This is a genomic window from Pantoea sp. USHLN256 (assembly GCF_037149875.1).
Classification (GTDB): domain Bacteria; phylum Pseudomonadota; class Gammaproteobacteria; order Enterobacterales; family Enterobacteriaceae; genus Pantoea; species Pantoea nemavictus.
Map to the genome: position 1 here is coordinate 156,755 of NZ_JBBCQO010000007.1, position 26,486 is coordinate 183,240.

Here is a 26,486-nt window from a genome sequence, read left to right on the forward strand (position 1 = left end):
TTAGCGGAGAACGGCATGGCAAACCCGTCACTGAAGTGGATTAACAACCTGCGCTTAGCAGGACAGCAAGGCTTGTGGCAAATCGAAATCGACAACGGCAAAATTGCGCACCTTCGCCCGCAGCCGTCGCAAACCGCAGCACAGCCTGACACGTTGGATGCTGAGGGCGGACTGGCGAGCGCACCGTTTATCGAGCCGCACATACACCTCGACACCACGCAAACCGCCGGTCAACCGTCGTGGAACCAATCCGGCACGCTGTTTGAAGGCATTGAACGCTGGGCGGAGCGCAAAGCGTTGCTCAGCCATGAGGATGTTAAACAGCGCGCGCAGCAAACGCTAAAGTGGCAAATCGCCAACGGCATTCAGCACGTGCGCACGCATGTTGATGTCTCCGATCCCACGCTTACCGCGTTAAAAGCGATGCTGGAAGTGAAAGCGGAAATGGCACCGTGGATCGATATCCAGATTGTGGCATTTCCGCAGGAGGGCATTCTCTCTTATCCCAACGGTGAAGCCTTGCTGGAAGAGGCGCTGCGCATGGGCGCGGATGTGGTTGGCGCGATTCCGCATTACGAATTTACCCGCGAATATGGCGTCGAGTCGCTGCATAAGACGTTTGCGCTGGCCAATCGCTACGATCGGCTGGTGGATGTGCATTGTGATGAGATTGATGATGAGCAGTCGCGCTTTGTCGAAACGGTGGCGGCGCTGGCGCATCGCGATGGCAACGGCGAACGCGTCACCGCCAGCCACACCACGGCGATGCACTCATACAACAATGCTTACACGTCGCGGCTGTTTCGCCTGCTCAAGCTTTCCAATATCAATTTCATCGCCAATCCGCTGGTGAATATCCATCTGCAAGGGCGCTTTGATAGCTATCCCAAACGTCGCGGCATCACGCGGGTGAAAGAGCTGCTGGAGACCAATATCAACGTCTGTTTCGGGCACGATGACGTGTTCGATCCCTGGTATCCGCTTGGCACCGCCAGCATGCTGCAGGTGTTGCATATGGGACTGCACGTCTGTCAGCTGATGGGTTACGAGCAGATCGATAACGGATTACAGCTGATTACAGCGAACAGCGCCAAAACCCTGCAGCTGGCGAATTACGGTATTCAACCGGGCCACGAGGCCAGTTTGATTATTCTGCCGGCGGAGAGCGGATTTGATGCCGTGCGGCGTCAGGTGCCGGTGCGTTATTCGCTGCGCAAAGGGGTATTAGTGGCAGCGACGCAGCCAGCCAGCAGTGAAATCTATTTAGCGGAAAAAGAAGCGGTAACGTTTAAGCGGTGAAGAGCAGGGCGGACCGAAGTCCGCCCGTCAAACTTAGTGAGTAACGTGGCCATGCTGGCGATGTTTGGTCACAAAGCCCAGCAGAACACACATCACAAACACCACGGCGTACAAACCGTTGGCGGTAGAGAGCGCCGCATGTGCGCCACCGGTTGCCACGATTGGGCCGGTCACCACGAACGTCAGCATGGTGCCGACGGTGCCGCAGGTCAGGATGAAGTTCACCAGCTTCGGTGAAGAGACCTTGGTTTGCAGCGAGCCCAGCGTGATGATGGTGGTGTAAATGGCGCTAGAGCTGAAGCCCAGCGTCATGATGATCCAGTGCAGCATGCCAGCATCTTTGGACGTGACGAACCAATACATCAAACCCGTTGCCAGTGCTGCCAGCACCATCAGAATGCGTTGCAGATCGAAGAAGCGCAGCACGAAGCTAAACACCCACATGCCGACCATATACGCGGTCCAGAAATTACCGACCAGTTGACCGGCAGCGGCAATATCCATGCCCATTGATTTGGTGGCGTATTCCGGTACCCAGGAGATGAAGCCGAGCTGGCCAAGGATGTAGCACAGCGCCGCAATCGACAGGAACAGTACGCCAATGCCCCACTTCTCTTTCTCCACGCCTGGCTTAGCCGCCTCGCTTTTCAATACCGGGAACTCGATGAACAGCGTTAGCACAAAGATCGCGACATAAATCACGCCGATGCAGGCATAGACCCAATACCATGGCAGCGCACGCGCTAGCAGGATACCGGCGATAATCGGGAAAATGGTGCCCGCCATGCTGAAGAATGAATCGGTGAACAGCAGACGTGCGCCGCGTTGACGACCGTCGTACAGATGGGTGATCAGGAAGGTGCCGATCGACATGGTAATTCCGCTGACCACGCCGAGTACGAACATGCACAGCGAGAAGACGGTGAGATCGTGGCTGGTCATCAGGCCAGCGACGGCGAGGATCATCAGCACGAAGCCAAAAATCAACTGACGCTTCAGCGGCACAATCACCATCAGCCAGGCGTTCAGAAACACTGACACCAAAATGCCCGCATTAAGGAAAGTAAAGGTGTTGCTCATTTCTGAGATAGGGCGTTGGAAGTACTGCGCGATATTGTCCAGCACCATACCGGTTACGATCACCAGTGCGCCGGTGAGCGCATAGGAGAAATAGCTAATCCAGGTAAGGCCGAGCCGATTACGGTTTGTCATGTTCTGAACCTGTGAAGCGCCGAGATTGGCAAAAAAGTGTCATGAATTGTAAGTGCAACTGTGATCTTAATAAACAACGAGTGAAACAAGCAGGAACTATTTCACTAAGAGTGTGATTTTAATCACGCAAATGATTGCGTGGCGGCAAAAGTATGACAATCGCAACATCCACGTAAATATCGGTAAAACGCTGGCTCTTGGATCACATGCTCTTTACAATCAATCTCGTTTTTGAGCTAGCTCTCCATGGTAAGGAATCTTTCATGCTTAAACGTACTTTGACAGCGGCCGTTGCCCTGTTAGCGCTCTCTTCTGTATCTTCTGCCGCTCTGGCAGCCAAAGGGGATACACATGTGCTGCTCACCACGTCTGCGGGCAATATTGAACTCGAACTGAACAACCAGAAAGCCCCGGTTTCGGTGAAAAACTTCGTCGATTACGTCAACAATGGTTTCTACAACAACACCATTTTCCACCGCGTTATTCCTGGCTTTATGATTCAGGGCGGCGGATTCACGACGGATATGCAGCAGAAGCAAACTGTTGCACCAATCAAAAACGAAGCCGATAACGGCTTGCGTAATCTGCGCGGCACCATTTCAATGGCGCGTACCGCAGATAAAGATAGCGCCACCAGCCAATTCTTCCTCAACGTGGCAGATAACGCGTTCCTCGATCACGGTCAGCGTGATTTTGGTTATGCGGTGTTTGGTAAAGTTGTGAAAGGCCAGGATGTGGTCGATAAGATAGCTCAGGTGCCGACCAAAGATGTGGGCCCGTACCAAAATGTGCCGTCAAAACCGATTGTTATCCTCTCCGCCAAAGTCCTGCCTTAATCGCGTAACGCGCCATATTCTATTGGCGCGTCATTTCATCTCCGGCAAAGCAAAAAATTGCTGCTTATACTTAGGGCTCATTGCTTGCCGGAGGCGCTATGACCAGCAAACTCACCGAGAAACAGAAAGCCACGTTGTGGCAGCAGCGCCGTGCTGCGAGCTATCAAGCCAGCTGTCGCCTGGCCGGTTACACGTCGAGTGAACCTTTAATCGATGCAGAACACGCCGAAGAACGACTGGCGTCGCTGAGGAGACAATATGGCGGATAACAGCTTAGCGGTGCGCGATCCCTACCTGTGGCATAACGACAGCGTGCTGAAGAATCGCCTCGACATTCACGACGAAGCGCAGCTGCGTAAAGCCGAACTGGCCTTCAGCAGCGCGCGTCTGGCGACGTTAGAACTGGGGCCGCGCAGCATCGGCTTGCCGCGGTTGTGCCATATTCATCGCACGCTGTTTCAGGATCTCTACAGCTGGGCGGGAGAGCTGCGCACTATCGATATCTGGCGTGATGAAACGCCCTATTGCCACTGCGAATACATCGAGAAAGAGGGCAATACGCTGATGCAGGCGCTGGAAGAGGAGCGCGGTTTAGCCGACCTGCCAGTGGAAACGTTCACGGCGCGCATCGCCCATTACTATTGTGAGATTTTCGTCCTGCATCCGTTCCGCGCTGGCAACGGACGCGCGCAGCGCATCTTCTTCGAACAGCTGGCGTTGCACGCCGGTTATCAGCTGTCGTGGGAAACACTTGAACGCGAGGCGTGGCGCGCCGCGATCTCGGCTGGCGTTGCGGGCGATCTGGATCCGCTTACTGCCCAGTTTGCGAAAGTGGTGAGCCCGGCAAAAATTTTATAGCAGGATTTGCAGCCCATGTTTTTGCACCACCGACAACAGCTTGAGAGAAATACCACCTGGCCGTTTAGCGCCAGTTTCCCACTTTTGCACGGTTGACACGCTGGTGTTGAGATAGCGGGCAAAGACAGGCTGACTCACATTTAAATTCTCGCGCAGGTTTTTTATTGCCTGCGCATCCAAGGCTGTTACTTCACTCAGGCAACGTTCATCAAAGTCACGCATGCTCTGTTTGCTAAGTGCACCCGCTTCAAACAGACCCGACGCTGCGCTATGGATGGCTGCAAAAGCCGGGCTGTTAAATTTATGCGCTTTGGTCATGACATATCTCCACCAATTCTTGAACGGTTATTAACCGATTTAGCGTCTCGTTTGAAATTCGCGAGTAATGCTTTGCCAGGTCACGGAAGCCCTCAAGCTCGCTTTCACTGAGGTTGGCCTGATCCTGTTTGGCGAATAAAAAGGTATAAATCCAATTCTTTCCCCCTTTCGCCAGAATAATGGCGCGCTCACGATTTTGCTGCAGACGTTTTTTAAAAACGCCACCACCTAAGTTATCAGCATGACCGAGCTTTACTGCTGCAATAGCCTGACAAAGTTCATCATCGCCAATCAAATGACGACGAGCTTGCTTACTGAACCATTTGGTTTTGAATACTCGTGTTGTAGCTGGCATAGCAACTCTCCAAAATATAGCACTGGGTGTGAGAGTAATCAGAATCTTTTTTATCAGCTAGCGGGTATTAAGTTTGGAGGTGTTAACATGGTTTTTTTGCGACCTTTCTTGCACCGGTTGCCCGTAATGACTCAGTGCTACGATCTACTATGCTGCTGCTAATCGATAACTACGACTCCTTCACCTGGAATCTTTACCAATACTTCTGCGAACTTGGCGCGGATGTGCGCGTGGTGCGCAACGATGCCATTACGCTGCAAGAGATTGAAGCGTTGCCGCTAACGCATCTGGTGATTTCGCCAGGCCCGTGCACGCCAGATCAATCCGGCATCTCGCTTGCCGCCATTCGCCACTTTGCCGGGCGCGTACCGATTCTCGGCGTTTGCCTTGGGCATCAGGCCATCGCCCAAGCGTACGGTGCGCAGGTGGTACGTGCGCGGCAGGTGATGCACGGTAAAACCTCGCGCATACAACACAGCAATCAAGGTGTGTTCCGCAACCTGAATAACCCGCTTACCGTAACGCGCTATCATTCGCTGATTGTGGCGCGTGATACGCTGCCCGCTGAGTTTGAAATCACCGCGTGGAGCCTGCGCGACGGCGAGCCGGATGAGATTATGGGCTTCCGCCATCGCACCTTGCCGCTGGAAGGCGTGCAGTTCCATCCGGAAAGCATCCTCAGTGAACAAGGCCACCAACTGCTGGCTAATTTCCTCAGCGCGTAACTTATGTTTGCCTTCGTATGATTTTTTATGCATATTTTGTGATTATATTTTCACATTAGCTCAACATATAACCCGATGAGGTCATCAATGGCAGCGGAAAAACTAGCGGTAACCCGGGAAACGTTCGATAACGTTATTTTGCCTGTTTATGCACCTGCGCAGTTTGTGCCGGTTAAGGGCAAAGGCAGCCGAGTGTGGGATCAGCAGAGCAAAGAGTATATCGATTTCTCAGGCGGTATCGCGGTAACTGCATTGGGCCATTGTCATCCGGCGCTGGTGGAGACGCTGAAAACCCAGGGCGAAACACTGTGGCATACCAGCAATGTGTTCACCAACGAACCGGCGCTGCGTCTGGCCAGCAAACTTATTGCTGCCACTTTTGCCGACCGCGTGTTTTTTGGTAACTCCGGCGCAGAAGCCAACGAAGCAGCCTTCAAGCTGGCACGTTATTACGCCTGTAAAAAACACAGCCCGTTTAAGAGCAAAATCATCGCCTTCCATAACGCCTTCCACGGTCGCACGCTGTTCACGGTCTCGGTTGGCGGGCAGCCGAAATATTCCGATGGCTTTGGGCCAAAACCGGCGGATATCGTGCATGTGCCCTTCAACGATCTCGACGCAGTAAAAGCGGTGATTGACGATCACACCTGCGCCATCGTGGTGGAGCCGATTCAGGGCGAAGGCGGCGTAGTGCCCGCTACGCAGGCGTTTATGCAGGGTTTACGCGCATTGTGCGATGAACATAACGCGCTGCTGGTGCTGGATGAAGTGCAGAGCGGCATGGGCCGCAGTGGCAAACTGTTTAGCTACGAGCATTACGGCATCAAGCCCGATATTCTCACCAGCGCAAAAGCGCTGGGCGGCGGATTCCCGGTGAGCGCGATGTTAACCACCAACGACATTGCATCGGTGATGGCGCCAGGCGTACATGGCACCACCTACGGCGGCAATCCGCTGGCCTGTGCGATTGCTGAAACCGCGCTGGATATCATCAACACACCGGAAGTACTGGAGGGTGTGGAAGCGCGCCGTCAGCAATTTGTTGAAGCGCTGCAAGCCATCGACAGAAAATTCGATATCTTCAGCGAGATTCGCGGCAAAGGCCTGCTGATAGGTGCCGCGCTGAAGCCGCAGTTCGCCAGCAAGGCGCGCGACATCCTCAATGCTTCTGCAGCGGAAGGGCTGATGATTCTCACCGCTGGCACCGATGTGATTCGTTTTGTGCCGTCGCTGGTAATTGAGCCAACCGATATTGCCGAAGGCATGACGCGTTTCGCGACGGCGATTGAAAAGGTGCTGGCCGCTTAATCCGCTTTCGGACGTAACACCTTGAGCCAGCGGCCATGATGCGGTCGCTGGCTCCACGCCAGTGAAGAGATGGTGTGCATGACGTTAAGGTGCTGCAAAATCCGCTTCACGTGCTGTTCGACAATCGTAACCGGCCCTTCGTTAAGATTCTCCGGCGCTTCCAGAATATTGCTGTCGTTGCCCGGCCCGTCATACGCCAGCCGCTGCTGACAACGCTGCAGCGCAATTTCACAAGATTGCAGATATCGTTCCGCTAGCTTCGCCGTCAACATGGTGTGCTCGCGCGCCAGAATCGTCATGGCGTTAATGTGCTCAACGATAAACTGGCTGTGGGTCACCCACATGCGCATATCTTGCAGATATTTCAGGTTAAAGCCCGGCTCGCTCGACGCCTGGTTCAATGAGTTGAACAGCGCATTGTGTGCCTGGTTAACCTTGATACGCTGATACGCCAGCTTCTCCGGCGACTGCTCCGGGCCAAGCAGCAGCTGCAACGCTTCCTGATATGCTTCCAGCGCATCGTGCGCATTCTTGCGCAGCAGTCCGCTTTGCCACTGCGGCCACAGCCAAATCATGCCGGCGAAAGCAATCAGGCAGCCCATCAAGGTATCCATCATGCGCGGCAACAAGAACTGCGCGCCGTTGAGCGACAGCAGCTGCAGCGAATACACCGCAGTGACGGTGAAGCCAATCATCGACCAGCCATAATATTTCCGCGTGATCAGATAGCTCGCCAGCGTGATGCCCAGCATAAACAGCAAGGTGATCGATTCTGGCACCGCCAGCTGCAGCGAGGCCGCGGCAATCAATAAACCGGCAAAGGTGCCCAGCGCACGGTGCTGGATACGCACGCGCGTGGCGCTATAGCCGTTCTGGCTGACGAACATTATCGTCATCAAAATCCAGTACGGTTTAGGGATATTAAAGAACAGTGCCAGCGAGCTGCCAAACATCAGCATCACGGCGAAGCGGGCCGCAGTGCGTAAGGCGGTGGATTTGAACGACAGATAACTGCGCAGTGCTGGCAGCAGTGGCAAACGACGTTGACGATCGGCCATCAGGTCGCGCGTGTAGAGCGGTTTCTGCGTGCGCAATACGCGGGCGATGCGGCTGAAGTGGTAGAGGCAGAAATTGCCGACCGGATTATCCGGATGCTGGCGGGCAATTTTCTCTAGTGCGCCGAGCTGTTTCTCCATATGAAAGCGATCCGGCAGTTGATGATAGAGAATGGCATCGGCCAGCACGCGTAACCGTGCGGAGATAATTTTGGCGTTCCAGCGAATCACCGCTTCAGCGTGACTCTCCTCCACCAGCTTCTGCACCTCTTCAGGCTGATGCAGGCTGACCGAGATGTGTTCCTGTAAATCCAGCGCTACCTGGAAGGCGCGCGTCAGGCGCTTGTGGCTGTTATCGCGGCTGGCCGACAGCATATGCATTTGCTGGTAGCAGGTGGTAATGAGATCGACCGCCTTTTGCTGACGTGCTAGCAGCGGTGGCAGCGCTTTTTCCGGATCGGTTAGCTGCGTCAATAAGGTGTACTTGGCATCGCAATAATCGGCCAGTTCGCGGAACAGCAGGCTGAGTGATTCGCGCATCGGCTGCTCTTTCCACAGCCAGAACCAGAACCAGTTGAATAAGCCGTACCACAGCGTGCCGCCAATATAGAGCAGCGGCGGCACCCATATCGGCATACGCCCAACCAGGCTGAGCGTAAAGATGGCGGCGATTAAAGTGGCGGGCAGCAGCCGCGCATGCAGCGGGCCGATTTCGCCGGTTACGCCGATCAGCAGCGGCAGCGCCAGCAGGATCAGCGGCAGCGGAATCTGGTAAGCGGTCAAAATTTGCATCAGGAAACTGCCGGTGGCAAACAGCGAACCACCGACAATCAGGCGTTTGAAGAAGCGTTTATGCGGCGTATCCAGACCCGCCATATTGCAGCAGGCAGGCACTAACGAGAACAGCAGACCTTTTTGCAGATCGCCAAACAGCCAGCCGAGAGCCACAGGCAGGCACAGCACCAGCGTTTGCCGCAGCGCATAGTTAACTTCAGGATGATAGATGATTCGGCGCCACATCAGCTCATCGCAAATAGAAACGGCGCGATGTTGCCATCACGCCGTGGGTGAGAAGAAATTAGCGGGTGCCGTAAACGACGATGGTTTTACCGTGTGCGGAGATCAGATTCTGATCTTCCAGCATTTTCAGGATACGGCCCACAGTTTCGCGTGAGCAGCCCACGATCTGACCAATCTCCTGACGGGTGATTTTGATTTGCATGCCGTCTGGGTGAGTCATCGCATCTGGCTGTTTAGCCAGATTAAGCAGCGTTTGCGCAATACGTCCTGTCACATCAAGGAAAGCGAGGTTGCCCACTTTCTCCGATGTCACTTGCAGACGACGCGCCATTTGCGACGAAAGTCGCATTAAAATATCCGGGTTTACCTGAATCAGCTGACGGAATTTTTTGTATGAAATTTCAGCCACTTCGCAGGCAGACTTCGCACGCACCCAGGCACTACGTTCCTGGCCTTCTTCGAAAAGACCGAGTTCGCCGATGAAATCTCCCTGATTGAGGTAGGAGAGAATCATCTCTTTGCCTTCTTCATCTTTAATCAGTACCGCTACGGAACCTTTAACGATGTAGTACAGCGTTTCCGCTTTCTCACCCTGATGGATGAGCGTGCTTTTGGATGGATATTTGTGAATATGGCAATGGGACAGGAACCATTCGAGTGTAGGGTCTGTTTGCGGTTTGCCGAGAACCATTCGCTATTATCCTCTGTTGTAATCGTGCCCAAAATACAGGGGGCATTTTTTCCCTGTCAGGCGGTTTAATCGTCGAGCGTTTCCAGTAATGGAAAAATTATTCCGGGTCATTCTTAAGCTACGCTTTTGATTCTTCCCGCCTTCGTCTGTAACGACGAAAATATTTTCAGCACTGTTTGTAGCACAGCTTTTGCGAGCTGTCTTGTGTTGTCTCGCTTCAGCAAACGGGGGAATAGTCTGGATTGCTGTTTATCAGGTGAAAGCGTAATCTGGCGGCAAAACCGCCGCTTCAGGAGAAAGAATCATGCAGGCACGAGTGAAATGGGTGGAAGGTCTTACCTTTCTCGGAGAATCCTCATCCGGTCATCAGGTATTAATGGACGGTAATTCCGGTGATAAAGCGCCAAGTCCTATGGAGATGGTGCTCATGGCCGCCGGCGGTTGTAGCGCCATTGATGTGGTGTCGATTCTGCAAAAAGGGCGCAGCGATGTCGCCGATTGCGAAGTCAAACTGACGTCAGAACGCCGCGAAGAAGCACCACGCATTTTTACCCATATCAACCTGCATTTTATCGTCAGCGGCAAAGCGTTGAGTGACAAAGCTGTAGCGCGCGCGGTTGATCTCTCTGCGGAAAAATACTGTTCGGTGGCGATCATGCTGGGCAAGGGCGTGGAAATCACCCACAGCTATGAAGTGATCGAGCTTTAATGCTTCCAGGTGCGCATCAATGCGCACCCTACGAAATCATCGCGTTTTTGTAGAGTCGCCATTCATGGCGACCGGTTCCATACCGGCGAGTAACCCTCACTCAATCCGTTTTCCTTCAATTAGTCGCTGAACCAGCGGTAGCATTATCAGCTCCATCGCCAATCCCATTTTGCCGCCCGGCACCACCAGCGTATTAATGTGGGAAATAAACGATCCCTGAATCATCGCCAGCAAATAGGGGAAGGCGATACCTTCCAGACCGCGGAAGTGAATCACTACGAAGCTTTCATCGAGTGACGGAATTTCACGTGCGGCAAACGGGTTTGAGGTATCAACGGTTGGCACGCGCTGGAAGTTGATATGCGTGCGTGAAAACTGTGGCGTGATGAAGTTGATGTAATCCTCCATCGAACGCACCACCGAATCCATCACCGCTTCACGTGAATGGCCGCGCTCGCCGGTGTCGCGCACCAGCTTCTGAATCCACTCAAGGTTAACAATCGGCACCACGCCCACCAGCAGATCAACATGCTCCGCCACATTCTGCTGCTGTGTGACCACGCCGCCGTGTAAGCCTTCATAGAACAGCACATCGGTGTTTTCCGGCAGCGGTTGCCACGGCGTGAAGGTGCCGGGCACCTGATTCCACGGCACGGCTTCATCGTAGGTGTGCAGATATTTCCGCGATTCGCCCAGGCCGGTTTTACCGTAATGCTTGAACGTCTGCTCCAGTAAGCCAAAGTCGTTGGCTTCCGGGCCGAAATAGCTGATGTGGCGGCCGAGATCGCGCGCTTTGCGGATCGCCATGTCCATTTCCGGGCGCGTGAAGCGATGGAAACTGTCGCCCTCTAATTCCGCCGCATGCAGATTAAGCTGCTGGAAAATCTTGCGGAAGGCGAGGCTGGTGGTGGTGGTTCCGGCACCGCTGGAACCGGTGACGGCAATAATTGGATGCCTGGCTGACATAACAGAGCTCCCTGTGAGGTCCGGCGATGAGCATTGTTACCACGAATTGCGCTTGGGTGCATCAGCCGCGGAATTCACCCTTCGGCATGATATTGATGGATTCATGCAGTTCTGACCACACTAACACGACGTCACCGCGCTCCAGCTGACGCCGCACATCGGCAACTTTTTGCAGCAGACTGCGCTCCTGCTCGCCGTAATCGGTGCCTTCGCGTAACACAAAGGTTTCAATCAGATTTTCCAGCGTGTCCGCTTCGAGTTCTTGCCAGGGAATAATCACAATTACACATCCAGATACGTTGAGAGCCAATCGGGTACGCGCTGTTCCAGCCACATTTTTGGTTTAAGCAAGCTGCCGCCGACGAAGCCAACGTGGCCACCGTGCTGCGTCAGCTGATACTGCGTGGAGGCTGACAGCTGTTCGGGGCGCGGGATCACGGCATCGGTCATAAAAGGATCGTCTTGCGCATGGATGATCAATAACGGTTTGCGCACGCCGGTCAGCAGCGGCATGGCGCTAGCACGTTGATAATAGTCGTTCGCGTCAATAAAACCGTGCGCACGTGCGGTTATCGCATCATCAAATTCGCGTAAGCGGCGAAAAGCGCGCAGTTGGCTGAGATCGACCGGCAACGTGCCGGGCCAGGCGTGTAATTTACGCGTGGCGTTCTTCTTCAGCCGCGTCAGCAAATAGTGCTGATAGAAACGCGAGAAGCCGACATCCAGTTTGGTGCTGCACGGCTCGAGCGCCAGCGGTGCTGAGATGGCGATGGCGGCATCAATGGGCGCATCGTTACCTTGCAATCCCAGCAGGCAGGCCAGCATGTTGCCGCCGAGCGAAACACCCACCGCAGCCGTCGGCACCGTGCCCCATTCACGCTGCAGCCAGTGCAGGAAAAAGGTGGCATCTTCGGTCTCACCGGAGTGATAGATGCGCTCCCGGCGGTTCGGTTCGCCGCTGCAGCCGCGGAAGTGCATCACTACCGCCAGCCAGCCACGTGCCTGACACGCCTGCATCAAGCCGTGCGCGTAGGGGCTGCGAAAGCTGCCTTCCAGGCCATGAAACATCACCATGCGCGGCTTGTGACGCGCCTGCGCCGGATCTTCGCTCCACGCTAAATCAACAAAATCGCCGTCCGGCAAGTCAAGACGCTGCCAGTGCGGACGTAAGGTGACGCGGCGGCGCAGAATGCGCGGCAGCAGCGTTTGCAGGTGCGCGTTAGTGAATCCGCGCAGTGGTTTAAAGCGCTCGCCGCTGGGGCGATCAAAATAGCTTGGGTAAAGGCTTGTCTGATGCATAAGTCGCTGATAGCTTCGATGGGTTGTTCGCTTTACTGGGTGAGGAGCACCCGAATATACATGGAACTGAGTCTTTTTTTATCAATGTTAGGTTTTCTTTGGGTCGCAGCCATCACGCCCGGGCCCAATAATATGTTACTTACCGCCTCTGGTGCTAATTTTGGCTTCCTGCGCACCATTCCGCTGCTCATTGGTATCATGATTGGTATGCAAGTCATGTTGCTGATGGTGGCATTTGGTATCGGCAGTCTTATCCTGCTTTATCCCTCACTACATCTGATCCTCAAGATTGCCGGTAGCCTCTATCTGCTGTGGCTGGCGTGGAAAATCGCTACCGCCGCGTATGAAAAGCTGGAAACTGACGATGTCACGGTGAAGCAGATGCCATTCTGGCAAGGCGGTTTGCTGCAGCTGATCAACCCGAAAGCCTGGCTAATGGCGCTCGGTGCTGTGGCCAGCTTCAGCCTGGCGGGCACGGACTATCTTCATTCGGTGGTGGCGATTAGTCTCGGCATGTTGATGGTGAACGTGGTTTCCGGCGTGATCTGGATGGGCTTTGGCTCAATGATTGGACGTTTGCTGCGCAGCCCACGCGCATGGAAAATCTTCAATCTGGCGATGGGCTTGCTTACTGCAGCCTGCGTGTTGCTGATCTGGCACTGAGTTAACTGGAAGCGCGCTCGACGCGCTTCCAGGGCAATACTTCATGCACCATCGCTGAGTTTGGCTGACGAATGCGCTGCAGCAGCAGTTGTACGCTACGCGCGCCCATGCGATTCATCGGCTGCTCAATGGTTGTCAGCGGTGGATTCAGGCTGCTGGTAAAGTTAATGCCATCAAATCCTACTACCGCTAAATCTTCCGGGACGCGCAAACCCGCTTCCAGCGCTGCGTGTATTACGCCCACTGCCAATACATCCGATACCGCAAACACCGCATCGGGCGGTTCTGACTGCGCCAGCAGTTCGCGCAACGCCGCGCTGCCGGCCTCGCAGGTAATATTCTCGGCGTACGCTACGCTGCCCCAGTTTAGTTCCAGCTGTTCCAGCGCATCGCGATAACCTTCTTCGCGCTGATGTGAATAGAGGTAGCGCATATCACAGTTGACCAGCGCAATGCGGCGACGACCTTTGCCCGCCAGATAACGCACGGTTTCAAACGCCGCTTCTTTATTATCAATCGCCACGCTGGAGGCCTCGATTGACGGATCGTATTCGGCACATTGCACCCAAGGCGCGTCGCCAATCAGCTCCTTCAATTCCTGCAAACAGCCAGCGGCATCCATGGTGATCACGCCATCCACGACTTTACCGGTGAGCAGCGCAATATAGGCCGCTTCGCGCCGCAGCTGTGATCCTGAGTTACACAGCAGAATGTGATAACCCTGCGCTTCAGCTTCTGCCTCAATGCCCTGAACCACGCGCGAGCAGAACGGATTGGTGATGTCAGGAATCAGCACCAGCAGCATATGGCTTTGAGCAGTACGTAACTGACGCGCCAGCAAATTGGGTTGATAGTCGCAGATGTCGATCGCCGCCAGCACTTTGGCACGCGTATCCGGACGCACGCCCGGATTGTGATTCAAAACCCGTGAAACTGTGGCTTTTGACACGCCAGCTAAATGCGCGACTTTCTCAATCGACATGGATTTGGGACCGTTAGTAGAGGGGTGAAAAATGAGAAGTCTATCAATATCACAGTCCTATTGTGAGCGCGTGACATATTTACCGATTTACCGGTTCTTTCCATTTGCACTTTTTGCATAGCCTTGCCCGATGTTGATCTAAGAACGGATCGTCATTAGGGATAATTTTTAATTCCTTTATGAAATTACTGCTGCTGGAGAAACTGCCACCACAAAAACACATTGGGGTGAACGATGATGGCAGTGAAAAAAACAATAACGGCGGTCGCAGCGGCTCTGGCCCTGATGGCGTTCCAGGCGCAGGCGGTCAACGTGACCGTGGCGTATCAAACCTCGGCTGAACCGGCCAAAGTGGCGCAGGCGGATAACACCTTCGCCAAAGAGAGCGGTGCCACCGTGGACTGGCGTAAATTCGATAGCGGTGCCAGCGTGCTGCGTGCACTGGCGTCGGGCGACGTCCAGATCGGTAATATCGGTTCCAGTCCGCTGGCCGTGGCCGCCACGCAAAAGCTGCCGATTGAAGCTTTCCTGCTCGCCTCGCAGCTAGGCAACTCTGAAGCGCTGGTGGTGAAGAAAACCATCAAGGATCCTAAAGACCTGATCGGCAAGCGCATCGCTGTGCCGTTCATCTCTACCACCCATTACAGTTTCCTCGCGGCGCTGAAGCATTGGGGCATCAAACCTTCCCAGGTGACGCTAGTTAACCTGCAGCCACCGGCGATTATTGCTGCCTGGAAGCGTGGCGATATTGACGGCGCCTACGTTTGGTCTCCGGCAGTGAATGAGCTGGAGAAAGACGGCAACGTTCTGACCGACTCCTCGCAGGTGGGTAAATGGGGCGCGCCGACGCTGGACGTATGGGTCGTGCGTAAAGACTTCGCGCAGCAGCATCCGGAAATTGTCACCGCGTTTGCCCGCAGCGCCGTAGAAGCGCAGCAGGCTTATATCGCCAATCCTGATCAATGGCTGAAGCAGTCAGATAATCTGAGCAAGCTGGCGCGCCTGAGCGGTGTGCCGGAAGCGGATGTGCCAGTGCTGGTGAAAGGCAACACTTACCTGACGGCGCAACAGCAGGTCGAGCAGCTCGGCAAGCCAGTGAACAAAGCGATTGTTGATACCGCTAACTTCCTGAAAGAACAGGGAAAAGTGCCGGAAGCGGACAACGATTACAGCAGCTTCGTCACCACGCGATTCGTTGCACCCTTAGCGAAATAACCGGAGGCCGTATGCTCAACATCACCAACCTCAATGCGCGTTACGCCGGTCAACCCGCGCTGCAGGACATTAACTTGCAGCTGGGCAGCCGCGATCTGCTGGTGGTGTTGGGGCCATCCGGCTGTGGCAAAACCACGCTGCTGAACTTAATCGCCGGCTTTCTGCCGCTGGAATCCGGCAGCATCACGCTGGATGGCAAAGCGGTGCAAGGGCCGGGCGCTGAGCGCGGCGTAGTATTTCAACATGAAGGATTGCTGCCGTGGCGCAACGTGATTGATAACGTTGCGTTCGGTTTGCAACTGGCGGGCATGGCGAAAGCGGAACGCCATACCATTGCACGTCGTTTAATCCGCAAAGTAGGACTGGAAGGTGCAGAGCAGCGTTTTATCTGGCAGCTCTCTGGGGGTCAACGTCAGCGCGTGGGCATAGCGCGTGCGCTGGCGGCTGATCCTCAGTTGCTGCTGTTAGATGAGCCGTTTGGCGCGCTGGATGCGTTTACCCGTGAACAGATGCAAACCCTGCTGTTGACGCTGTGGCGTGATACCGGCAAACAGATTCTGCTGATCACCCATGACATTGAAGAGGCGGTGTTCCTCGCCAGCGAACTGGTGCTGCTATCGCCGGGGCCGGGCCGCGTAGTCGAACGCCTGAATCTCGATTTTGGTCAGCGCTATGCTGCCGGAGAACCGTGTCGCAGTATTAAATCCGATCCGGCGTTTATTGAACGGCGTGAATATGTTCTGAATCAGGTCTTTTCCCAGCGTGAGGCATTTATATGAGTGAGGTAATGGATGAGAAAACCCAAACGCGTCGTCGTGGAATGCGCTGGCCGTTCTCCCGCCAGTTCTCACTCAGCTTGCTGAGCGTTGGCTTACTGCTGCTGTTGTGGTGGGGTATCACGGCGCTGGGCTTAATTGCGCCGCTGTTTTTACCGCCGCCGCAGGTGGTACTGCAAAAGCTGATCTTGATCGCCAGCCCGCAAGGCTTTATGGATGCCACTTTATGGCAGCACTTAGCTGCCAGCCTGGCGCGTATGCTGGTCGCGCTATTCTTTGCTGCGCTGATTGGCATTCCGGTTGGCATTGCGATGGGCTTAAGCCCGGCGATTCGCGGCCTGCTTGATCCCCTCATTGAACTCTACCGCCCGGTGCCACCGCTGGCCTATCTACCGTTGATGGTGATTTGGTTTGGCATCGGCGAAACCTCAAAAATTTTACTGATTTATCTGGCGATTTTCGCACCGGTGACCTTATCGACGCTGGCTGGCGTGAAGAATGCGCAGCAGGTGCGGATTCGTGCCGCGCAGGCGTTAGGCGCCTCGCGCTGGCAGCTACTGCGCTTTGTGATTTTGCCTGGCGCGCTGCCGGAAATCCTCACCGGCTTGCGTATTGGTCTGGGTGTCGGTTGGTCAACGCTGGTGGCAGCGGAACTGATTGCCGCTACGCGTGGACTGGGCTTTATGGTGCAGTCGGCCGGTGAGTTTCTTGCCACCGACGTCGTGCTGGCCGGGATCGCCGTCATTGCCCTGATTGCCTTTAGCTTAGAACTGGGTCTGCGCGCCTTGCAGCGCCGACTGACGCCCTGGAATGGAGAACAGCAATGAACGAACGTCTTACTTTTACCGCTCTGGGCCCGAATATCGGGGCGCAGGTCAGCGATGTCGATCTCAGCCGTCCGCTGAGCGATGCTCAGTTTGAACAGCTCTATCATGGCCTGCTGCGCCATCAGGTGCTTTTCCTGCGTAATCAGGTGATTACTCCGGAGCAGCAGCGTGCACTGGCGATTCGCTTTGGCGATCTGCATATTCACCCGGTCTATCCGCATGCGGAAGGTGTGGAGGAGATCATCGTGCTGGATACGCATCAGGACAATCCGCCGGACAACGACAACTGGCACACCGACGTCACCTTTATTGAAACACCGCCGGCGATTGCCATTCTGGCTTCGAAACTGCTGCCAGCAAGCGGCGGTGATACTTTGTGGTCAAGCGGAATTGCGGCGTATGAGGCGCTGTCCGCGCCGTTTAAACAGCTGTTGAACGGGCTGCAGGCGGAGCACGACTTTAAGAAGTCGTTCCAGGAGTACAAATACCGCAAAACTGAGGAAGAGCATCAGCGCTGGCAGCAGGCGGTTGCGAAGAATCCGCCGGTGCAGCATCCGGTGATTCGTACGCATCCGGTCAGTGGACGCAAGGCGTTGTTTGTGAACGAAGGTTTTACCACGCGCTTGCTGGGACTGAGCGAGAAAGAGAGCGATGCGATTCTGAACTTCCTGTTCTGGCACACCGCGAAGCCGGAGTTTCAGGTGCGCTGGCGCTGGCAGGAGAATGATGTGGCGATCTGGGATAACCGCGTAACGCAGCACTATGCGAATGCAGATTATTATCCGGCGCGGCGGGTGATGCATCGCGCGACGGTGTTGGGGGATAAGCCGGTTTGATTTGGAATAGTGCTCGCATTCCCCCTCCACGTTCCTCCCCCATAAATGGGGGAGGAAGATGCTGCCACATGTCAGTGATGAAGCTGCATGTGGCAGAGTCTCCTTCCCTCGCTTGCGGGGGAAGGCCGGGATGGGGGACAGCGCGCACACTCAACCCGCCAGCATCTGCTCCAGCTGTTCCTGCGCATCCAGCCACGCCATTTCGACCTCTTCCAGCGCGGCCTTACTCTCCGCCTGGCGCTGTAATGCCACATTCAAATCGGCTTTGCGGCTCTGATCGTAAATCGCGCTGTCGGCCAATTGCGCTTCAGCATCGCTCAACTGGCTCTGCCACTTCGCCATCTGCTTCTCAAGCTTCTCGATCTCTTTACGCAGCGGCTGAGTTTGCGCACGCAGTTCGGCGTCGCGGCGCTTCTGATCTTTGCGCGACTGCGCGCTGTTGCCGTTATCCTGCTTCGGCGCGGCATCCTGTTGGGCTTGCTGCTTCTGTAGATCGCTCAGCCACTGCTGGTAATCCTCCAGATCGCCCTCAAACACATCGACCTTGCCGTCATGCACCAGATAGAGATCGTCGGTGGTGGCACGCAATAAATGGCGATCGTGCGAGACCACCACCAGCGCGCCTTCGAAATCTATCAACGCTTCGGTCAGCGCCTGACGCATATCGAGATCGAGATGGTTAGTCGGTTCATCAAGCAGCAGCAGGTTGGGGCGCTGCCAGACAATCAGGGCCAGCACCAGCCGCGCTTTCTCACCACCGGAAAAACGTTCAGTGATTTCGCTAACTTTATCGCCCTGGAAGCCGAAGCCACCCAGATAGTCGCGCAGCTGCTGTTCGAGCACTTTTGGCGCAATGCGTGACAAATGCTGCAGTGGCGATTCATCAGCGCGCAGGTACTCCAGCTGATGCTGAGCGAAGTAACCGAGTTTAATGCCTTTCGCCAGGCCGACTTTGCCATCCAGCGCCTCAAGCTCACCGGCTAACAGTTTAATCAGCGTAGATTTACCCGCGCCGTTACGGCCGAGCAAACCGATGCGCGAACCCGGCACCAGATTGAGTTTGATGGCGTCGAGAATGATGCGTTCGCCATAACCCGCAGTAACCCTTTCCATTTTCAGCAACGGATTGGGCAAGCTTTCCGGCGCGCGGAAGCTAAAGCTGAACGGATTATCGACGTGTGCGGGCGCAATCAGCTCCATGCGCTCCAGCATTTTAATGCGGCTCTGTGCCTGCTTAGCTTTGGTCGCCTGAGCGCGGAAGCGATCGATATACTTCTGCAGGTGTGCGACTTTTTCTTGCTGGCTCTGGAACAGTGCTTGCTGCTGCGCCAGCTTGGCACCGCGCTGACGTTCGAACGAGCTGTAGTTGCCGGTGTATTCGAACATCGTCTGTTGTTCGATGTGGATGATCTTATCGACCACCGGATCGAGGAAGTCGCGGTCGTGCGAAATCAGCACCAGCGTGCCTTCGTAGCTTTTCAGCCAGCGCTCCAGCCAGATTACCGCGTCAAGATCGAGGTGGTTGGTGGGTTCATCCAGCAGCAATAGGTCGGAACGGCACACCAGCGCCTGGGCAAGGTTGAGGCGCATGCGCCAGCCACCGGAAAAATCACTTACCGGCCGCATTAATTGTTCCTGGCTAAAGCCCAAACCGTGCAACAAACTGGAGGCGCGAGCGGGTATGCTCCACGCCTGAATCGCATCCAGCCTGCCGTGCAGCAGCGCGATGGCGTTGCCATCGTTGCGCGCATTGGCGTCGGCTAATTCAGATTCAAGCTGACGATATTCGCGGTCGCCGTCGATAACATACTCCAGCGCGGGTTTACTCAGCGCCGGGGTTTCCTGATTGACCCATGCCAGCGCCCAGTTACTGGGGAAAGTGGCATTGCCTGCATCGCTGCTGATTTCGCCCTTCAGCAATGACAGCAGCGTCGATTTACCGCAGCCGTTTTTACCCACTAAGCCAACTTTCTGGCCGGGGTTAATGGTAGCCGTTGCGTTATCCAGCAGCACGTTAGTGCCGCGGCGAATTTGTAATGCTGAAAAGACAATCATAAGCGCCGTATCGTCAGAATATGTTAATTTATCGGCAACATAATTCGAGAATGATTTGTTGCGTCGAGCATGGTAGCGGAATTCCTGTGCCGTGACGACGCTTTGGAGGGGAACGATGTCGCAGCCACCTAAAATATTGCTGCTTTACGCCCATCCGGAATCACAGGATTCGATTGCTAATCGGGTTTTGCTGCAGTCGGCTATGGAACTTGACCACGTCACGGTGCACGATTTATACGCCCACTATCCGGATTTTTTTATTGATATTCACTATGAGCAGCAGCTGCTGCGCGAGCACCAAATCATCGTATTCCAACATCCGCTTTATACCTACAGTTGCCCGGCGCTCCTGAAAGAGTGGCTGGATCGCGTGCTGTCGCGCGGTTTTGCCAGCGGTCCTGATGGTAATGCGCTGGAAGGCAAATACTGGCGCAGCGTGGTGACCACCGGTGAGCCGGAAGCGGCTTATCACCATAGCGGCCTGAATCGCTATCCGATGAGTGACATCATGCGGCCGTTTGAGCTCACGGCGCAGATGTGCCGCATGCACTGGATGACGCCGATGGTGATTCACTGGGCGCGTCGGCAGACGCCGGAAGTGATGCGCAATTTTGCGCGGGCGTACGGCGACTGGCTGGCTTCACCGCTGCCGCAAGGAGGGGTGTGATGGAGGGGGAAACGTTACTGACGGCCGGCGTCATTTATCTGGTCGCGGCGGTGCTAATTGTGCCGATTGCGGCGCGACTGGGCATTGGCGCGGTGCTGGGCTACTTGCTGGCGGGTATCGCGATTGGCCCGTGGGGTTTGGGTTTCATCAGCGACGTTGAGGAGATTCTACACTTCTCTGAACTTGGCGTGGTGTTCCTGATGTTTATCATCGGCCTGGAACTTAACCCGTCGAAACTCTGGTCGCTGCGCCGTTCAATATTTGGTGTGGGCGCGGCCCAGGTGCTGATTTCCGCGGCGATTCTGGGCGGATTACTGTGGCTAACCGACTTTAGCTGGCAGGCAGCGGTGATTGGCGGGATTGGCCTGGCGATGTCGTCGACGGCGATGGCGCTGCAGCTGATGCGTGATAAAGGCATGAACCGCAGTGAATCTGGCCAGCTCGGCTTCTCGGTGCTGTTATTCCAGGATTTAGCGGTGATTCCCGCGTTGGCGCTGGTGCCACTGCTGGCGGGCGGCGACAGCGGTCACGTTGACTGGTTGAAAATTGGCATGAAAGTGCTGGCGTTTGCCGGGATGCTGGTGGGTGGGCGCTATCTGCTGCGTCCCATTCTGCGCTTTATCGCCGCATCTGGCGTGCGTGAGGTGTTTACTGCGGCGTCACTGCTGCTGGTGCTGGGTTCGGCACTGTTTATGGACGCGCTGGGCCTGTCGATGGCGCTGGGTACCTTTATCGCCGGTATTCTGCTGGCGGAAAGTGAGTATCGTCACGAGCTGGAAGTGGCCATCGAACCGTTTAAAGGGCTGCTGCTTGGGCTGTTCTTTATCTCGGTAGGTATGGCGCTGAATCTCGGCGTACTTTACACCCACATTGTTGAAATTTTGCTGGGCGTGGTGATTCTGGTCACGGTGAAAACGCTGGTGCTGTATGTGCTGGGTCGTATTTACGGCCTGCGCAGTTCAGAGCGGCAGCAGTTTGCCGGGGTGTTAAGCCAGGGCGGGGAATTTGCCTTTGTGCTGTTCTCTGCGGCGTCATCGGCGAAAATGTTTAGCGGTGACCAAATGCCGCTGTTGCTGGTGACGGTAACACTGTCGATGATGACCACGCCGCTGCTGATGAACGGTATCGACCGTTTACTGGCGCGTCGCTTTAATGAGCCCGATGAGAATGCCGAGAAGCATTTTGTTGAGGACGATCGGCCGCAGGTAATTGTGGTGGGCTTTGGTCGTTTTGGTCAGGTGGTCGGTCGTTTGCTGATGGCGAACAACAAGCGCATTACGGTGCTGGAGCGCGATATCTCTGCGGTGAGCCTGATGCGTAAATATGGCTACAAGGTTTACTATGGTGATGCCACCGAACTGGAGCTGCTGCGAGCGGCGGGTGCGGAGAATGCGCAATCCATCGTGATCACCTGTAATGACCCGGAAGATTCGATGACCATCGTACATCTGTGTCAGCAGCACTTCCCGCAGCTGGAAATCCTTGCGCGTGCCCGAGGCCGTGTTGAAGCACACGAACTGTTGCAGGCAGGCGTTACGCTGTTCTCACGTGAGACCTTCTCCAGTGCGCTGGAGTTGGGCCGCAAGGCGCTCATTACGCTGGGGATGCATCCGCACCAGGCGCAGCGTGCACAGCAACACTTCCGCCGTCTGGATATGCGCATGCTGCGCGAACTGGTGCCAAGCCATGATGACAACGCGCAGGCTTCGCGTGTGCGTGAGGCGCGACGTGAGCTGGAGGATATCTTCCAGCGCGAGATGCAGCACGAAAAACGCCAGATTGACGGCTGGGATGACGAGTAGGGCTACACTTAAGATATCCGTTCATTAACGACGGCAGGAAACAGTATGCGTAAACAATTTATTGCCGGTGCGGTTTGCCCACACTGCCAGGAGAAAGACACGTTAGCGTTGTGGCGTGAAAACAATGTTGATGTGGTGGAATGCGTCGAGTGCGGCCATCAAATGCGCGAAGCGGATAAGCAGGTGCGCGATCAGGTGCGCAGCAATGAGCAAGTGATCGGCATTTTTCATCCTGAGTAGCGCAATGGCTCAGCTTTTTTTAAGCTTGAACTTACAGCGGGATTGAATTCCGCTACAATCGGCGCCATTAACGCTGAGCAGTATGCAGCAACACATTTGTTGGCATCCTCAGTCTTGAACCTTTCTGGTTGGTTATTGCTCGCAAAATTGACCAATGGGACGGGATCTTAGTTCTCAACGGTTAGGAGATATCATGAAAGTAGCAAAAGACCTGGTGGTGAGCCTGGCGTATCAGGTTCGTACCGAAGACGGTGTGTTGGTTGACGAGTCACCGGTGAGTGCACCGTTGGACTATCTGCACGGTCATGGTTCCCTGATTTCTGGTCTGGAAAAAGCGCTGGAAAATCATGATGTAGGCGATAAGTTTGACGTGCATATTCCGGCAAATGACGCTTACGGTCAGTACGATGACAACCTGGTACAGCGCGTACCAAAAGACGTGTTTATGGGCGTTGACGAACTGCAGGTTGGCATGCGCTTCCTGGCAGAAACCGATCAGGGTCCAGTACCGGTAGAAATCACCGAAGTTGAAGATGAGCACGTCGTGGTTGATGGTAACCACATGCTGGCGGGTCAGAACCTGAACTTCAACGTGGAAGTTGTCGCGATTCGCGCAGCGACCGAAGAAGAGCTGGCGCACGGTCACGTGCATGGCGCGGATGGTCATCATCACGATCATGACCACGACCATGGTCACGATCACGATCACGGTCAGGGCGGCTGTGGCACTGGCGGTTGCGGCTGCAGCCACTAAGCGGTGTGATGTCTGGCAAGGCCACCTTCGGGTGGCCTTTCTTTTTTAATAATGCGGCGGGGGTGTTTCTTCTGATTGCGAGGCGATCATCGACGGCGCACTATCTTTCACTTTATCCACTAACAGACGGACCTGCTCACGCAGTCTGATCATCTCCAGCTCATGCTGAACCACCGTTTGATTGAGCTGATCGATGGTGTATTCCTGAAAAGCCAGCTTGCTCTCCAGCGCCTCAAGGCGTTGTTCCCATTCTGTTTGCTGCATGATCTTTCCTCATCTTCCGGTGCGGCGCGTTAATCTGTTTCGGGCGTGATTCTACGGCCTTTCGCTTCAGAATCACCTGATATTTTACCTTTACGCGGCACGCTACATTGAAATGGCGCATAACGCCTATATCTCTGATGAAACTTCCTGAAGCAAAAAAGGTCGGAGGTTGACCGGGTAATTACATTGTGGGAGTGTTCGCCGCTGCCACGTAAAGTTATAGTGTGGGCCTCAGTCCGCAATGATTCCCGAGGTGAGAGGCTTCGGTTTTGGAGAAAGGATGAATTCACTGTTTAAAGTCACATTGTTAGCTACCACCATGGCCTTCGCGCTGAATGCACCGCTGGCAATGGCAGCAGAAACTACCGCTGCTCCAGCAGACGCTGCTCAGGCCGCGCCGCAAGCACCGAAGAATGCTGCTTTCAAAAACGAAGACCAGCAATCAGCTTATGCGCTTGGTGCGTCCCTTGGTCGCTACATGGACAACTCTCTGAAAGAACAAGAGAAGCTGGGCATCAAACTGGATAAAGATCAGTTGATCGCAGGTGTTCAGGACGCATTTGGCGGTAAGAGCAAACTGTCCGATCAAGAGATTGAGCAAACTCTGCAGGCCTTTGAAGGCCGCGTAAAAGGCGCCGCTCAGGCGAAGATGGAAAAAGACGCGAAAGAGAACTCCGATAAGGGTTCAGCTTACGCCGACAAATTCGCTAAAGAAAAAGGCGTGAAGAAAACCGAATCGGGTCTGCTGTATCAGGTAGAGAAAGAAGGTACCGGTAGCGCGCCTAAAGACAGCGACACTGTGGTAGTAAACTACAAAGGTACGCTGATCGACGGTACTGAGTTCGATAACTCTTATACCCGTGGCGAGCCGCTGTCATTCCGTCTTGACGGTGTGATTCCTGGCTGGACTGAAGGTCTGAAGCACGTGAAGAAAGGCGGTAAGATCAAGCTGGTGATTCCACCAAACCTGGCTTACGGCAAAAATGGCGTTCCGGGTATTCCAGCTAACTCTACGCTGGTGTTCGATGTTGAACTGCTCGACATCAAACCCGCGCCTAAAGCCGATGAGAAAGCGCAGGCGCCAGTCGCTGCCGATCAGAAAGCGCAGTAATTTGCACTTGCTGTATTACGCCGCCTCCGGGCGGCGTTTTTATTTCTGAGAACAGAGTAAAGGTCTGGCTAAAGACCATGACATTTGCCAGACTAGCGCCTGCACAATTATCACAATATGAGTCTGCCCCAATGCTGTCGAGACAGGCTCCAGCCATTTAGGGTAATGTCTTCGATGTCTAATCCATTCAATCCCGGTGAACTGACTGACTTCGATTTACTGGAGCAACGTCCGTTCGAACAAGCTGATTACGATATTCTCAAATCCTACGAAGCTGTCGTTGATGGTCTGGCGATGCTTATCGGCTCGCACTGCGAAATCGTGCTGCACTCGCTGGAAGATTTGAAATGTTCCGCGGTGCGCATCGCTAACGGCGAACATACCGGACGTAAAGTGGGTTCACCGATTACCGATTTGGCACTGCGCATGCTGCACGATATGCATGGCGCCGATAGCAATGTTTCCAGGGCCTACTTCACGCGCGCGAAAAGTGGCGTGCTGATGAAATCTGTCACCATCGCGATTCGTAATCGCCAGCAGCGCGTCATTGGCTTGCTGTGCATCAACATGAACCTCGACGTGCCGTTCTCGCAGATTATGTCGACCTTTATGCCGCCAGAAATGCAGCAGGTTGACTCCAACGTTAACTTTGCCAGCTCGGTGGAAGATCTGGTGATGCAGACGTTAGAGTTCGCAATAGAAGAAGTGAGCGCTGACCGTAACGTTTCTAATAATGCCAAGAATCGTCAGATCGTCCTCAATATGTACGAGAAAGGTATTTTCGATATTAAAGACGCTATCAACCAGGTGGCCGATCGTCTCAATATCTCTAAGCACACGGTTTACCTCTACATTCGCCAGTTTAAAAGCGGCGATTTTCAGGGGCAGGATCGCTAATGCGCTACAGCTTGCTGGTCACCGGACCGGCATATGGCACCCAACATGCCAGCAGCGCGCTGCTGTTTGCCCGTGCGCTAGTGCAGGCGGGGCATCAGCTTGAAAGCGTATTCTTTTATCGCGAAGGCGTGTTGAATGCTAACCAACTGAGCGCGCCGGCCAGTGATGAAGTCGATATGGTGCGTGAATGGCAGCGGCTGCGCGATGAGAGCGGCACCGCACTGAACATCTGCGTAGCCGCTGCGTTACGGCGTGGCGTAACGGATGCACAGGAAGCGACGCGTCTACAACTGGCGGGTAGCAATTTGCAGCCGGGTTTTGAACTTAGCGGCTTGGGCGCACTGGCGGAAGCCGCGCTCAGCTGCGATCGTCTGGTGCAATTCTGATGAATCGCGTAGCTTTTCTGTTTACTCAGGCTCCGCACGGCAGCAGCGCGGGCAGGGAAGGGCTGGATGCGGTTCTCGCGACCGGTGCGTTAAGCGAAGATATCGGTCTGTTCTTTATTGGTGATGGCGTGCTGCAACTTAATCGTGACCAACAGCCCGAGAAGATCCTGGCGCGCAACTATATCGCCACCTTCGGCGTGCTGGCACTCTACGACATCGATCAGTGTTTTGTTTGTGCTGATTCCCTATTAGCGCGCGGGCAAAGTCTGACTGCCGAACGCGTGATGGCAGCAGAAGTGCTTGATGCCTCGTCGCTTCGTGAGAAGCTAGCCAGCTACCATCGTATTATACGATTCTGAG

The 26,486-nt window shown here is 54.8% G+C and carries 31 protein-coding genes; 20 read left to right on the forward strand and 11 right to left on the reverse strand.

Annotation, left to right across the window (positions count from 1 at the left end; genetic code table 11):
- Positions 1–15: 15 nt before the first annotated feature.
- Positions 16–1,299 carry a cytosine deaminase gene (locus WFL93_RS17570; RefSeq protein ID WP_336778685.1) on the forward strand — a complete coding sequence of 428 codons (1,284 nt, stop codon included), beginning with the start codon at positions 16–18 and terminating at the stop codon, positions 1,297–1,299.
- A 33-nt stretch (positions 1,300–1,332) separates the two neighbouring features.
- Here the strand turns inward: WFL93_RS17570 and tsgA are convergent, their stop codons facing one another.
- The gene (gene tsgA / locus WFL93_RS17575) at positions 1,333–2,511 is read right to left on the reverse strand and encodes an MFS transporter TsgA (protein ID WP_007892246.1); all 1,179 of its coding nucleotides are present in this window, start codon (positions 2,509–2,511) and stop codon (positions 1,333–1,335) included.
- A 263-nt stretch (positions 2,512–2,774) separates the two neighbouring features.
- On the opposite strand from tsgA, the gene ppiA reads away from it, so the two are divergent.
- From ppiA to WFL93_RS17590, 3 genes are all read left to right on the forward strand, one after another.
- Positions 2,775–3,347: a peptidylprolyl isomerase A gene (gene ppiA / locus WFL93_RS17580; protein WP_007892242.1), complete on the forward strand. Its 573-nt coding sequence runs from the start codon at positions 2,775–2,777 to the stop codon at positions 3,345–3,347.
- 98 nt (positions 3,348–3,445) lie between these two features.
- Positions 3,446–3,616, forward strand: coding sequence for a YhfG family protein (locus WFL93_RS17585; RefSeq protein ID WP_007892241.1), 171 nt, complete (start codon positions 3,446–3,448; stop codon positions 3,614–3,616).
- Complete coding sequence (locus WFL93_RS17590; protein WP_336778686.1) at positions 3,606–4,205, forward strand: putative adenosine monophosphate-protein transferase Fic; 600 nt, start codon at positions 3,606–3,608, stop codon at positions 4,203–4,205. The genes WFL93_RS17585 and WFL93_RS17590 overlap by 11 nt, the downstream gene beginning before the upstream one ends.
- Here the strand turns inward: WFL93_RS17590 and WFL93_RS17595 are convergent.
- On the reverse strand, positions 4,200–4,523 hold the full coding sequence (locus WFL93_RS17595; RefSeq protein WP_049851949.1) for a helix-turn-helix domain-containing protein: 324 nt from the start codon (positions 4,521–4,523) through the stop codon (positions 4,200–4,202). The genes WFL93_RS17590 and WFL93_RS17595 overlap by 6 nt on opposite strands.
- Positions 4,507–4,878, reverse strand: a complete 372-nt coding sequence (locus WFL93_RS17600; protein ID WP_336778687.1) for a type II toxin-antitoxin system RelE/ParE family toxin — start codon at positions 4,876–4,878, stop codon at positions 4,507–4,509. The genes WFL93_RS17595 and WFL93_RS17600 overlap by 17 nt, the downstream gene beginning before the upstream one ends.
- A 149-nt stretch (positions 4,879–5,027) precedes the next feature.
- On the opposite strand from WFL93_RS17600, the gene WFL93_RS17605 reads away from it, so the two are divergent.
- Both WFL93_RS17605 and argD read left to right on the forward strand, forming a co-directional pair.
- A complete protein-coding gene (locus WFL93_RS17605; RefSeq protein ID WP_049851951.1) occupies positions 5,028–5,603 on the forward strand; it encodes an aminodeoxychorismate synthase component II in 576 nt (191 codons plus the stop codon).
- An 87-nt stretch (positions 5,604–5,690) separates the two neighbouring features.
- Entirely contained in the window at positions 5,691–6,911 is a 1,221-nt protein-coding gene (gene argD, locus WFL93_RS17610; protein ID WP_336778688.1) for a bifunctional acetylornithine/succinyldiaminopimelate transaminase, read from the forward strand.
- Here the strand turns inward: argD and WFL93_RS17615 are convergent.
- Both WFL93_RS17615 and crp read right to left on the reverse strand, forming a co-directional pair.
- On the reverse strand, positions 6,908–8,986 hold the full coding sequence (locus WFL93_RS17615) for a YccS/YhfK family putative transporter (protein ID WP_007892235.1): 2,079 nt from the start codon (positions 8,984–8,986) through the stop codon (positions 6,908–6,910). The two genes, argD and WFL93_RS17615, sit on opposite strands and share 4 nt — an antisense overlap.
- 58 nt (positions 8,987–9,044) lie before the next feature.
- On the reverse strand, positions 9,045–9,677 hold the full coding sequence (gene crp / locus WFL93_RS17620) for a cAMP-activated global transcriptional regulator CRP (protein WP_003852956.1): 633 nt from the start codon (positions 9,675–9,677) through the stop codon (positions 9,045–9,047).
- A 304-nt stretch (positions 9,678–9,981) separates the two neighbouring features.
- On the opposite strand from crp, the gene WFL93_RS17625 reads away from it, so the two are divergent.
- Positions 9,982–10,386, forward strand: coding sequence for an OsmC family protein (locus WFL93_RS17625; RefSeq protein WP_049851954.1), 405 nt, complete (start codon positions 9,982–9,984; stop codon positions 10,384–10,386).
- 96 nt (positions 10,387–10,482) lie between these two features.
- On the opposite strand, the gene WFL93_RS17630 is transcribed toward WFL93_RS17625, so the two are convergent.
- The 3 genes from WFL93_RS17630 to WFL93_RS17640 form a co-directional block, all read right to left on the reverse strand.
- Positions 10,483–11,352, reverse strand: a complete 870-nt coding sequence (locus tag WFL93_RS17630) for a phosphoribulokinase (RefSeq protein WP_049851955.1) — start codon at positions 11,350–11,352, stop codon at positions 10,483–10,485.
- A 61-nt stretch (positions 11,353–11,413) separates the two neighbouring features.
- Positions 11,414–11,632 carry a YheU family protein gene (locus WFL93_RS17635; RefSeq protein ID WP_007892223.1) on the reverse strand — a complete coding sequence of 73 codons (219 nt, stop codon included), beginning with the start codon at positions 11,630–11,632 and terminating at the stop codon, positions 11,414–11,416.
- Positions 11,633–11,634: 2 nt separating this feature from the next.
- Positions 11,635–12,651, reverse strand: coding sequence for a hydrolase (locus WFL93_RS17640; protein ID WP_336778689.1), 1,017 nt, complete (start codon positions 12,649–12,651; stop codon positions 11,635–11,637).
- A 60-nt stretch (positions 12,652–12,711) separates the two neighbouring features.
- Here WFL93_RS17640 and WFL93_RS17645 point away from each other — a divergent pair, with 60 nt between their 5' ends.
- A complete protein-coding gene (locus WFL93_RS17645; protein WP_336778690.1) occupies positions 12,712–13,314 on the forward strand; it encodes a LysE family translocator in 603 nt (200 codons plus the stop codon).
- 1 nt (position 13,315) lies between these two features.
- On the opposite strand, the gene WFL93_RS17650 is transcribed toward WFL93_RS17645, so the two are convergent.
- Positions 13,316–14,296: a LacI family DNA-binding transcriptional regulator gene (locus WFL93_RS17650; RefSeq protein ID WP_049851957.1), complete on the reverse strand. Its 981-nt coding sequence runs from the start codon at positions 14,294–14,296 to the stop codon at positions 13,316–13,318.
- A gap of 234 nt (positions 14,297–14,530) precedes the next feature.
- Here WFL93_RS17650 and tauA point away from each other — a divergent pair, with 234 nt between their 5' ends.
- Genes tauA through tauD form a run of 4 tightly spaced genes read left to right on the forward strand, consistent with a single transcriptional unit; the run spans position 14,531 to position 17,950 of the window.
- On the forward strand, positions 14,531–15,511 hold the full coding sequence (gene tauA, locus WFL93_RS17655) for a taurine ABC transporter substrate-binding protein (RefSeq protein WP_442955893.1): 981 nt from the start codon (positions 14,531–14,533) through the stop codon (positions 15,509–15,511).
- An 11-nt stretch (positions 15,512–15,522) separates the two neighbouring features.
- The gene (gene tauB / locus WFL93_RS17660) at positions 15,523–16,290 is read left to right on the forward strand and encodes a taurine ABC transporter ATP-binding subunit (protein WP_336778691.1); all 768 of its coding nucleotides are present in this window, start codon (positions 15,523–15,525) and stop codon (positions 16,288–16,290) included.
- Positions 16,287–17,114: a taurine ABC transporter permease TauC gene (tauC, locus tag WFL93_RS17665; protein ID WP_336778692.1), complete on the forward strand. Its 828-nt coding sequence runs from the start codon at positions 16,287–16,289 to the stop codon at positions 17,112–17,114. The genes tauB and tauC overlap by 4 nt, the downstream gene beginning before the upstream one ends.
- Positions 17,111–17,950 (forward strand): taurine dioxygenase, encoded by an 840-nt coding sequence (gene tauD / locus WFL93_RS17670; RefSeq protein WP_049851960.1) that lies wholly within the window; start codon positions 17,111–17,113, stop codon positions 17,948–17,950. The genes tauC and tauD overlap by 4 nt, the downstream gene beginning before the upstream one ends.
- Positions 17,951–18,100: 150 nt before the next feature.
- On the opposite strand, the gene WFL93_RS17675 is transcribed toward tauD, so the two are convergent.
- The gene (locus WFL93_RS17675; RefSeq protein WP_180822601.1) at positions 18,101–20,005 is read right to left on the reverse strand and encodes an ABC transporter ATP-binding protein; all 1,905 of its coding nucleotides are present in this window, start codon (positions 20,003–20,005) and stop codon (positions 18,101–18,103) included.
- A 115-nt stretch (positions 20,006–20,120) separates the two neighbouring features.
- Between WFL93_RS17675 and kefG the strand changes: the two genes are divergently transcribed.
- From kefG to slyD, 4 genes are all read left to right on the forward strand, one after another.
- Positions 20,121–20,672 (forward strand): glutathione-regulated potassium-efflux system ancillary protein KefG, encoded by a 552-nt coding sequence (kefG, locus tag WFL93_RS17680; RefSeq protein ID WP_007892205.1) that lies wholly within the window; start codon positions 20,121–20,123, stop codon positions 20,670–20,672.
- Positions 20,672–22,474 (forward strand): glutathione-regulated potassium-efflux system protein KefB, encoded by a 1,803-nt coding sequence (kefB, locus tag WFL93_RS17685; RefSeq protein ID WP_007892204.1) that lies wholly within the window; start codon positions 20,672–20,674, stop codon positions 22,472–22,474. Before kefG ends, kefB begins: the two co-directional genes overlap by 1 nt.
- Before the next feature lie 45 nt (positions 22,475–22,519).
- Entirely contained in the window at positions 22,520–22,714 is a 195-nt protein-coding gene (locus WFL93_RS17690) for a YheV family putative zinc ribbon protein (protein WP_007892203.1), read from the forward strand.
- Positions 22,715–22,907: 193 nt separating this feature from the next.
- On the forward strand, positions 22,908–23,468 hold the full coding sequence (slyD, locus tag WFL93_RS17695) for a peptidylprolyl isomerase (RefSeq protein ID WP_336778693.1): 561 nt from the start codon (positions 22,908–22,910) through the stop codon (positions 23,466–23,468).
- A gap of 45 nt (positions 23,469–23,513) precedes the next feature.
- On the opposite strand, the gene WFL93_RS17700 is transcribed toward slyD, so the two are convergent.
- On the reverse strand, positions 23,514–23,732 hold the full coding sequence (locus tag WFL93_RS17700; RefSeq protein WP_007886237.1) for a protein SlyX: 219 nt from the start codon (positions 23,730–23,732) through the stop codon (positions 23,514–23,516).
- A 280-nt stretch (positions 23,733–24,012) separates the two neighbouring features.
- On the opposite strand from WFL93_RS17700, the gene fkpA reads away from it, so the two are divergent.
- The 4 genes from fkpA (at position 24,013) to tusC (ending at position 26,485) form a co-directional block, all read left to right on the forward strand.
- Complete coding sequence (fkpA, locus tag WFL93_RS17705) at positions 24,013–24,843, forward strand: FKBP-type peptidyl-prolyl cis-trans isomerase (RefSeq protein ID WP_007886239.1); 831 nt, start codon at positions 24,013–24,015, stop codon at positions 24,841–24,843.
- Between the two features lie 174 nt (positions 24,844–25,017).
- Entirely contained in the window at positions 25,018–25,740 is a 723-nt protein-coding gene (locus WFL93_RS17710) for a helix-turn-helix transcriptional regulator (RefSeq protein WP_007886240.1), read from the forward strand.
- On the forward strand, positions 25,740–26,126 hold the full coding sequence (tusD, locus tag WFL93_RS17715; RefSeq protein ID WP_007886241.1) for a sulfurtransferase complex subunit TusD: 387 nt from the start codon (positions 25,740–25,742) through the stop codon (positions 26,124–26,126). The genes WFL93_RS17710 and tusD overlap by 1 nt, the downstream gene beginning before the upstream one ends.
- Positions 26,126–26,485 carry a sulfurtransferase complex subunit TusC gene (tusC, locus tag WFL93_RS17720; RefSeq protein ID WP_007886242.1) on the forward strand — a complete coding sequence of 120 codons (360 nt, stop codon included), beginning with the start codon at positions 26,126–26,128 and terminating at the stop codon, positions 26,483–26,485. The genes tusD and tusC overlap by 1 nt, the downstream gene beginning before the upstream one ends.
- The last annotated feature ends 1 nt before the right edge of the window (position 26,486 follow it).

Bases quoted from the DNA above. Each gene is read 5' to 3' on its own strand.
- WFL93_RS17710 (WP_007886240.1), top strand. From the start codon at position 25,018: ATGTCTAATCCATTCAATCCCGGTGAACTGACTGACTTCGATTTACTG.
- WFL93_RS17615 (WP_007892235.1), bottom strand. From the start codon at position 8,986: ATGTGGCGCCGAATCATCTATCATCCTGAAGTTAACTATGCGCTGCGG.
- crp (WP_003852956.1), bottom strand. From the start codon at position 9,677: ATGGTTCTCGGCAAACCGCAAACAGACCCTACACTCGAATGGTTCCTG.
- WFL93_RS17700 (WP_007886237.1), bottom strand. From the start codon at position 23,732: ATGCAGCAAACAGAATGGGAACAACGCCTTGAGGCGCTGGAGAGCAAG.
- WFL93_RS17585 (WP_007892241.1), top strand. From the start codon at position 3,446: ATGACCAGCAAACTCACCGAGAAACAGAAAGCCACGTTGTGGCAGCAG.
- WFL93_RS17690 (WP_007892203.1), top strand. From the start codon at position 22,520: ATGCGTAAACAATTTATTGCCGGTGCGGTTTGCCCACACTGCCAGGAG.
- WFL93_RS17605 (WP_049851951.1), top strand. From the start codon at position 5,028: ATGCTGCTGCTAATCGATAACTACGACTCCTTCACCTGGAATCTTTAC.
- argD (WP_336778688.1), top strand. From the start codon at position 5,691: ATGGCAGCGGAAAAACTAGCGGTAACCCGGGAAACGTTCGATAACGTT.
- tauA (WP_442955893.1), top strand. From the start codon at position 14,531: ATGATGGCAGTGAAAAAAACAATAACGGCGGTCGCAGCGGCTCTGGCC.
- WFL93_RS17625 (WP_049851954.1), top strand. From the start codon at position 9,982: ATGCAGGCACGAGTGAAATGGGTGGAAGGTCTTACCTTTCTCGGAGAA.
- WFL93_RS17675 (WP_180822601.1), bottom strand. From the start codon at position 20,005: ATGATTGTCTTTTCAGCATTACAAATTCGCCGCGGCACTAACGTGCTG.
- WFL93_RS17645 (WP_336778690.1), top strand. From the start codon at position 12,712: ATGGAACTGAGTCTTTTTTTATCAATGTTAGGTTTTCTTTGGGTCGCA.
- WFL93_RS17595 (WP_049851949.1), bottom strand. From the start codon at position 4,523: ATGACCAAAGCGCATAAATTTAACAGCCCGGCTTTTGCAGCCATCCAT.
- WFL93_RS17640 (WP_336778689.1), bottom strand. From the start codon at position 12,651: ATGCATCAGACAAGCCTTTACCCAAGCTATTTTGATCGCCCCAGCGGC.
- WFL93_RS17650 (WP_049851957.1), bottom strand. From the start codon at position 14,296: ATGTCGATTGAGAAAGTCGCGCATTTAGCTGGCGTGTCAAAAGCCACA.
- fkpA (WP_007886239.1), top strand. From the start codon at position 24,013: ATGAATTCACTGTTTAAAGTCACATTGTTAGCTACCACCATGGCCTTC.
- WFL93_RS17570 (WP_336778685.1), top strand. From the start codon at position 16: ATGGCAAACCCGTCACTGAAGTGGATTAACAACCTGCGCTTAGCAGGA.
- tauD (WP_049851960.1), top strand. From the start codon at position 17,111: ATGAACGAACGTCTTACTTTTACCGCTCTGGGCCCGAATATCGGGGCG.
- ppiA (WP_007892242.1), top strand. From the start codon at position 2,775: ATGCTTAAACGTACTTTGACAGCGGCCGTTGCCCTGTTAGCGCTCTCT.
- kefG (WP_007892205.1), top strand. From the start codon at position 20,121: ATGTCGCAGCCACCTAAAATATTGCTGCTTTACGCCCATCCGGAATCA.
- tusC (WP_007886242.1), top strand. From the start codon at position 26,126: ATGAATCGCGTAGCTTTTCTGTTTACTCAGGCTCCGCACGGCAGCAGC.
- tauB (WP_336778691.1), top strand. From the start codon at position 15,523: ATGCTCAACATCACCAACCTCAATGCGCGTTACGCCGGTCAACCCGCG.
- kefB (WP_007892204.1), top strand. From the start codon at position 20,672: ATGGAGGGGGAAACGTTACTGACGGCCGGCGTCATTTATCTGGTCGCG.
- WFL93_RS17630 (WP_049851955.1), bottom strand. From the start codon at position 11,352: ATGTCAGCCAGGCATCCAATTATTGCCGTCACCGGTTCCAGCGGTGCC.
- slyD (WP_336778693.1), top strand. From the start codon at position 22,908: ATGAAAGTAGCAAAAGACCTGGTGGTGAGCCTGGCGTATCAGGTTCGT.
- tauC (WP_336778692.1), top strand. From the start codon at position 16,287: ATGAGTGAGGTAATGGATGAGAAAACCCAAACGCGTCGTCGTGGAATG.
- tusD (WP_007886241.1), top strand. From the start codon at position 25,740: ATGCGCTACAGCTTGCTGGTCACCGGACCGGCATATGGCACCCAACAT.
- tsgA (WP_007892246.1), bottom strand. From the start codon at position 2,511: ATGACAAACCGTAATCGGCTCGGCCTTACCTGGATTAGCTATTTCTCC.
- WFL93_RS17590 (WP_336778686.1), top strand. From the start codon at position 3,606: ATGGCGGATAACAGCTTAGCGGTGCGCGATCCCTACCTGTGGCATAAC.
- WFL93_RS17600 (WP_336778687.1), bottom strand. From the start codon at position 4,878: ATGCCAGCTACAACACGAGTATTCAAAACCAAATGGTTCAGTAAGCAA.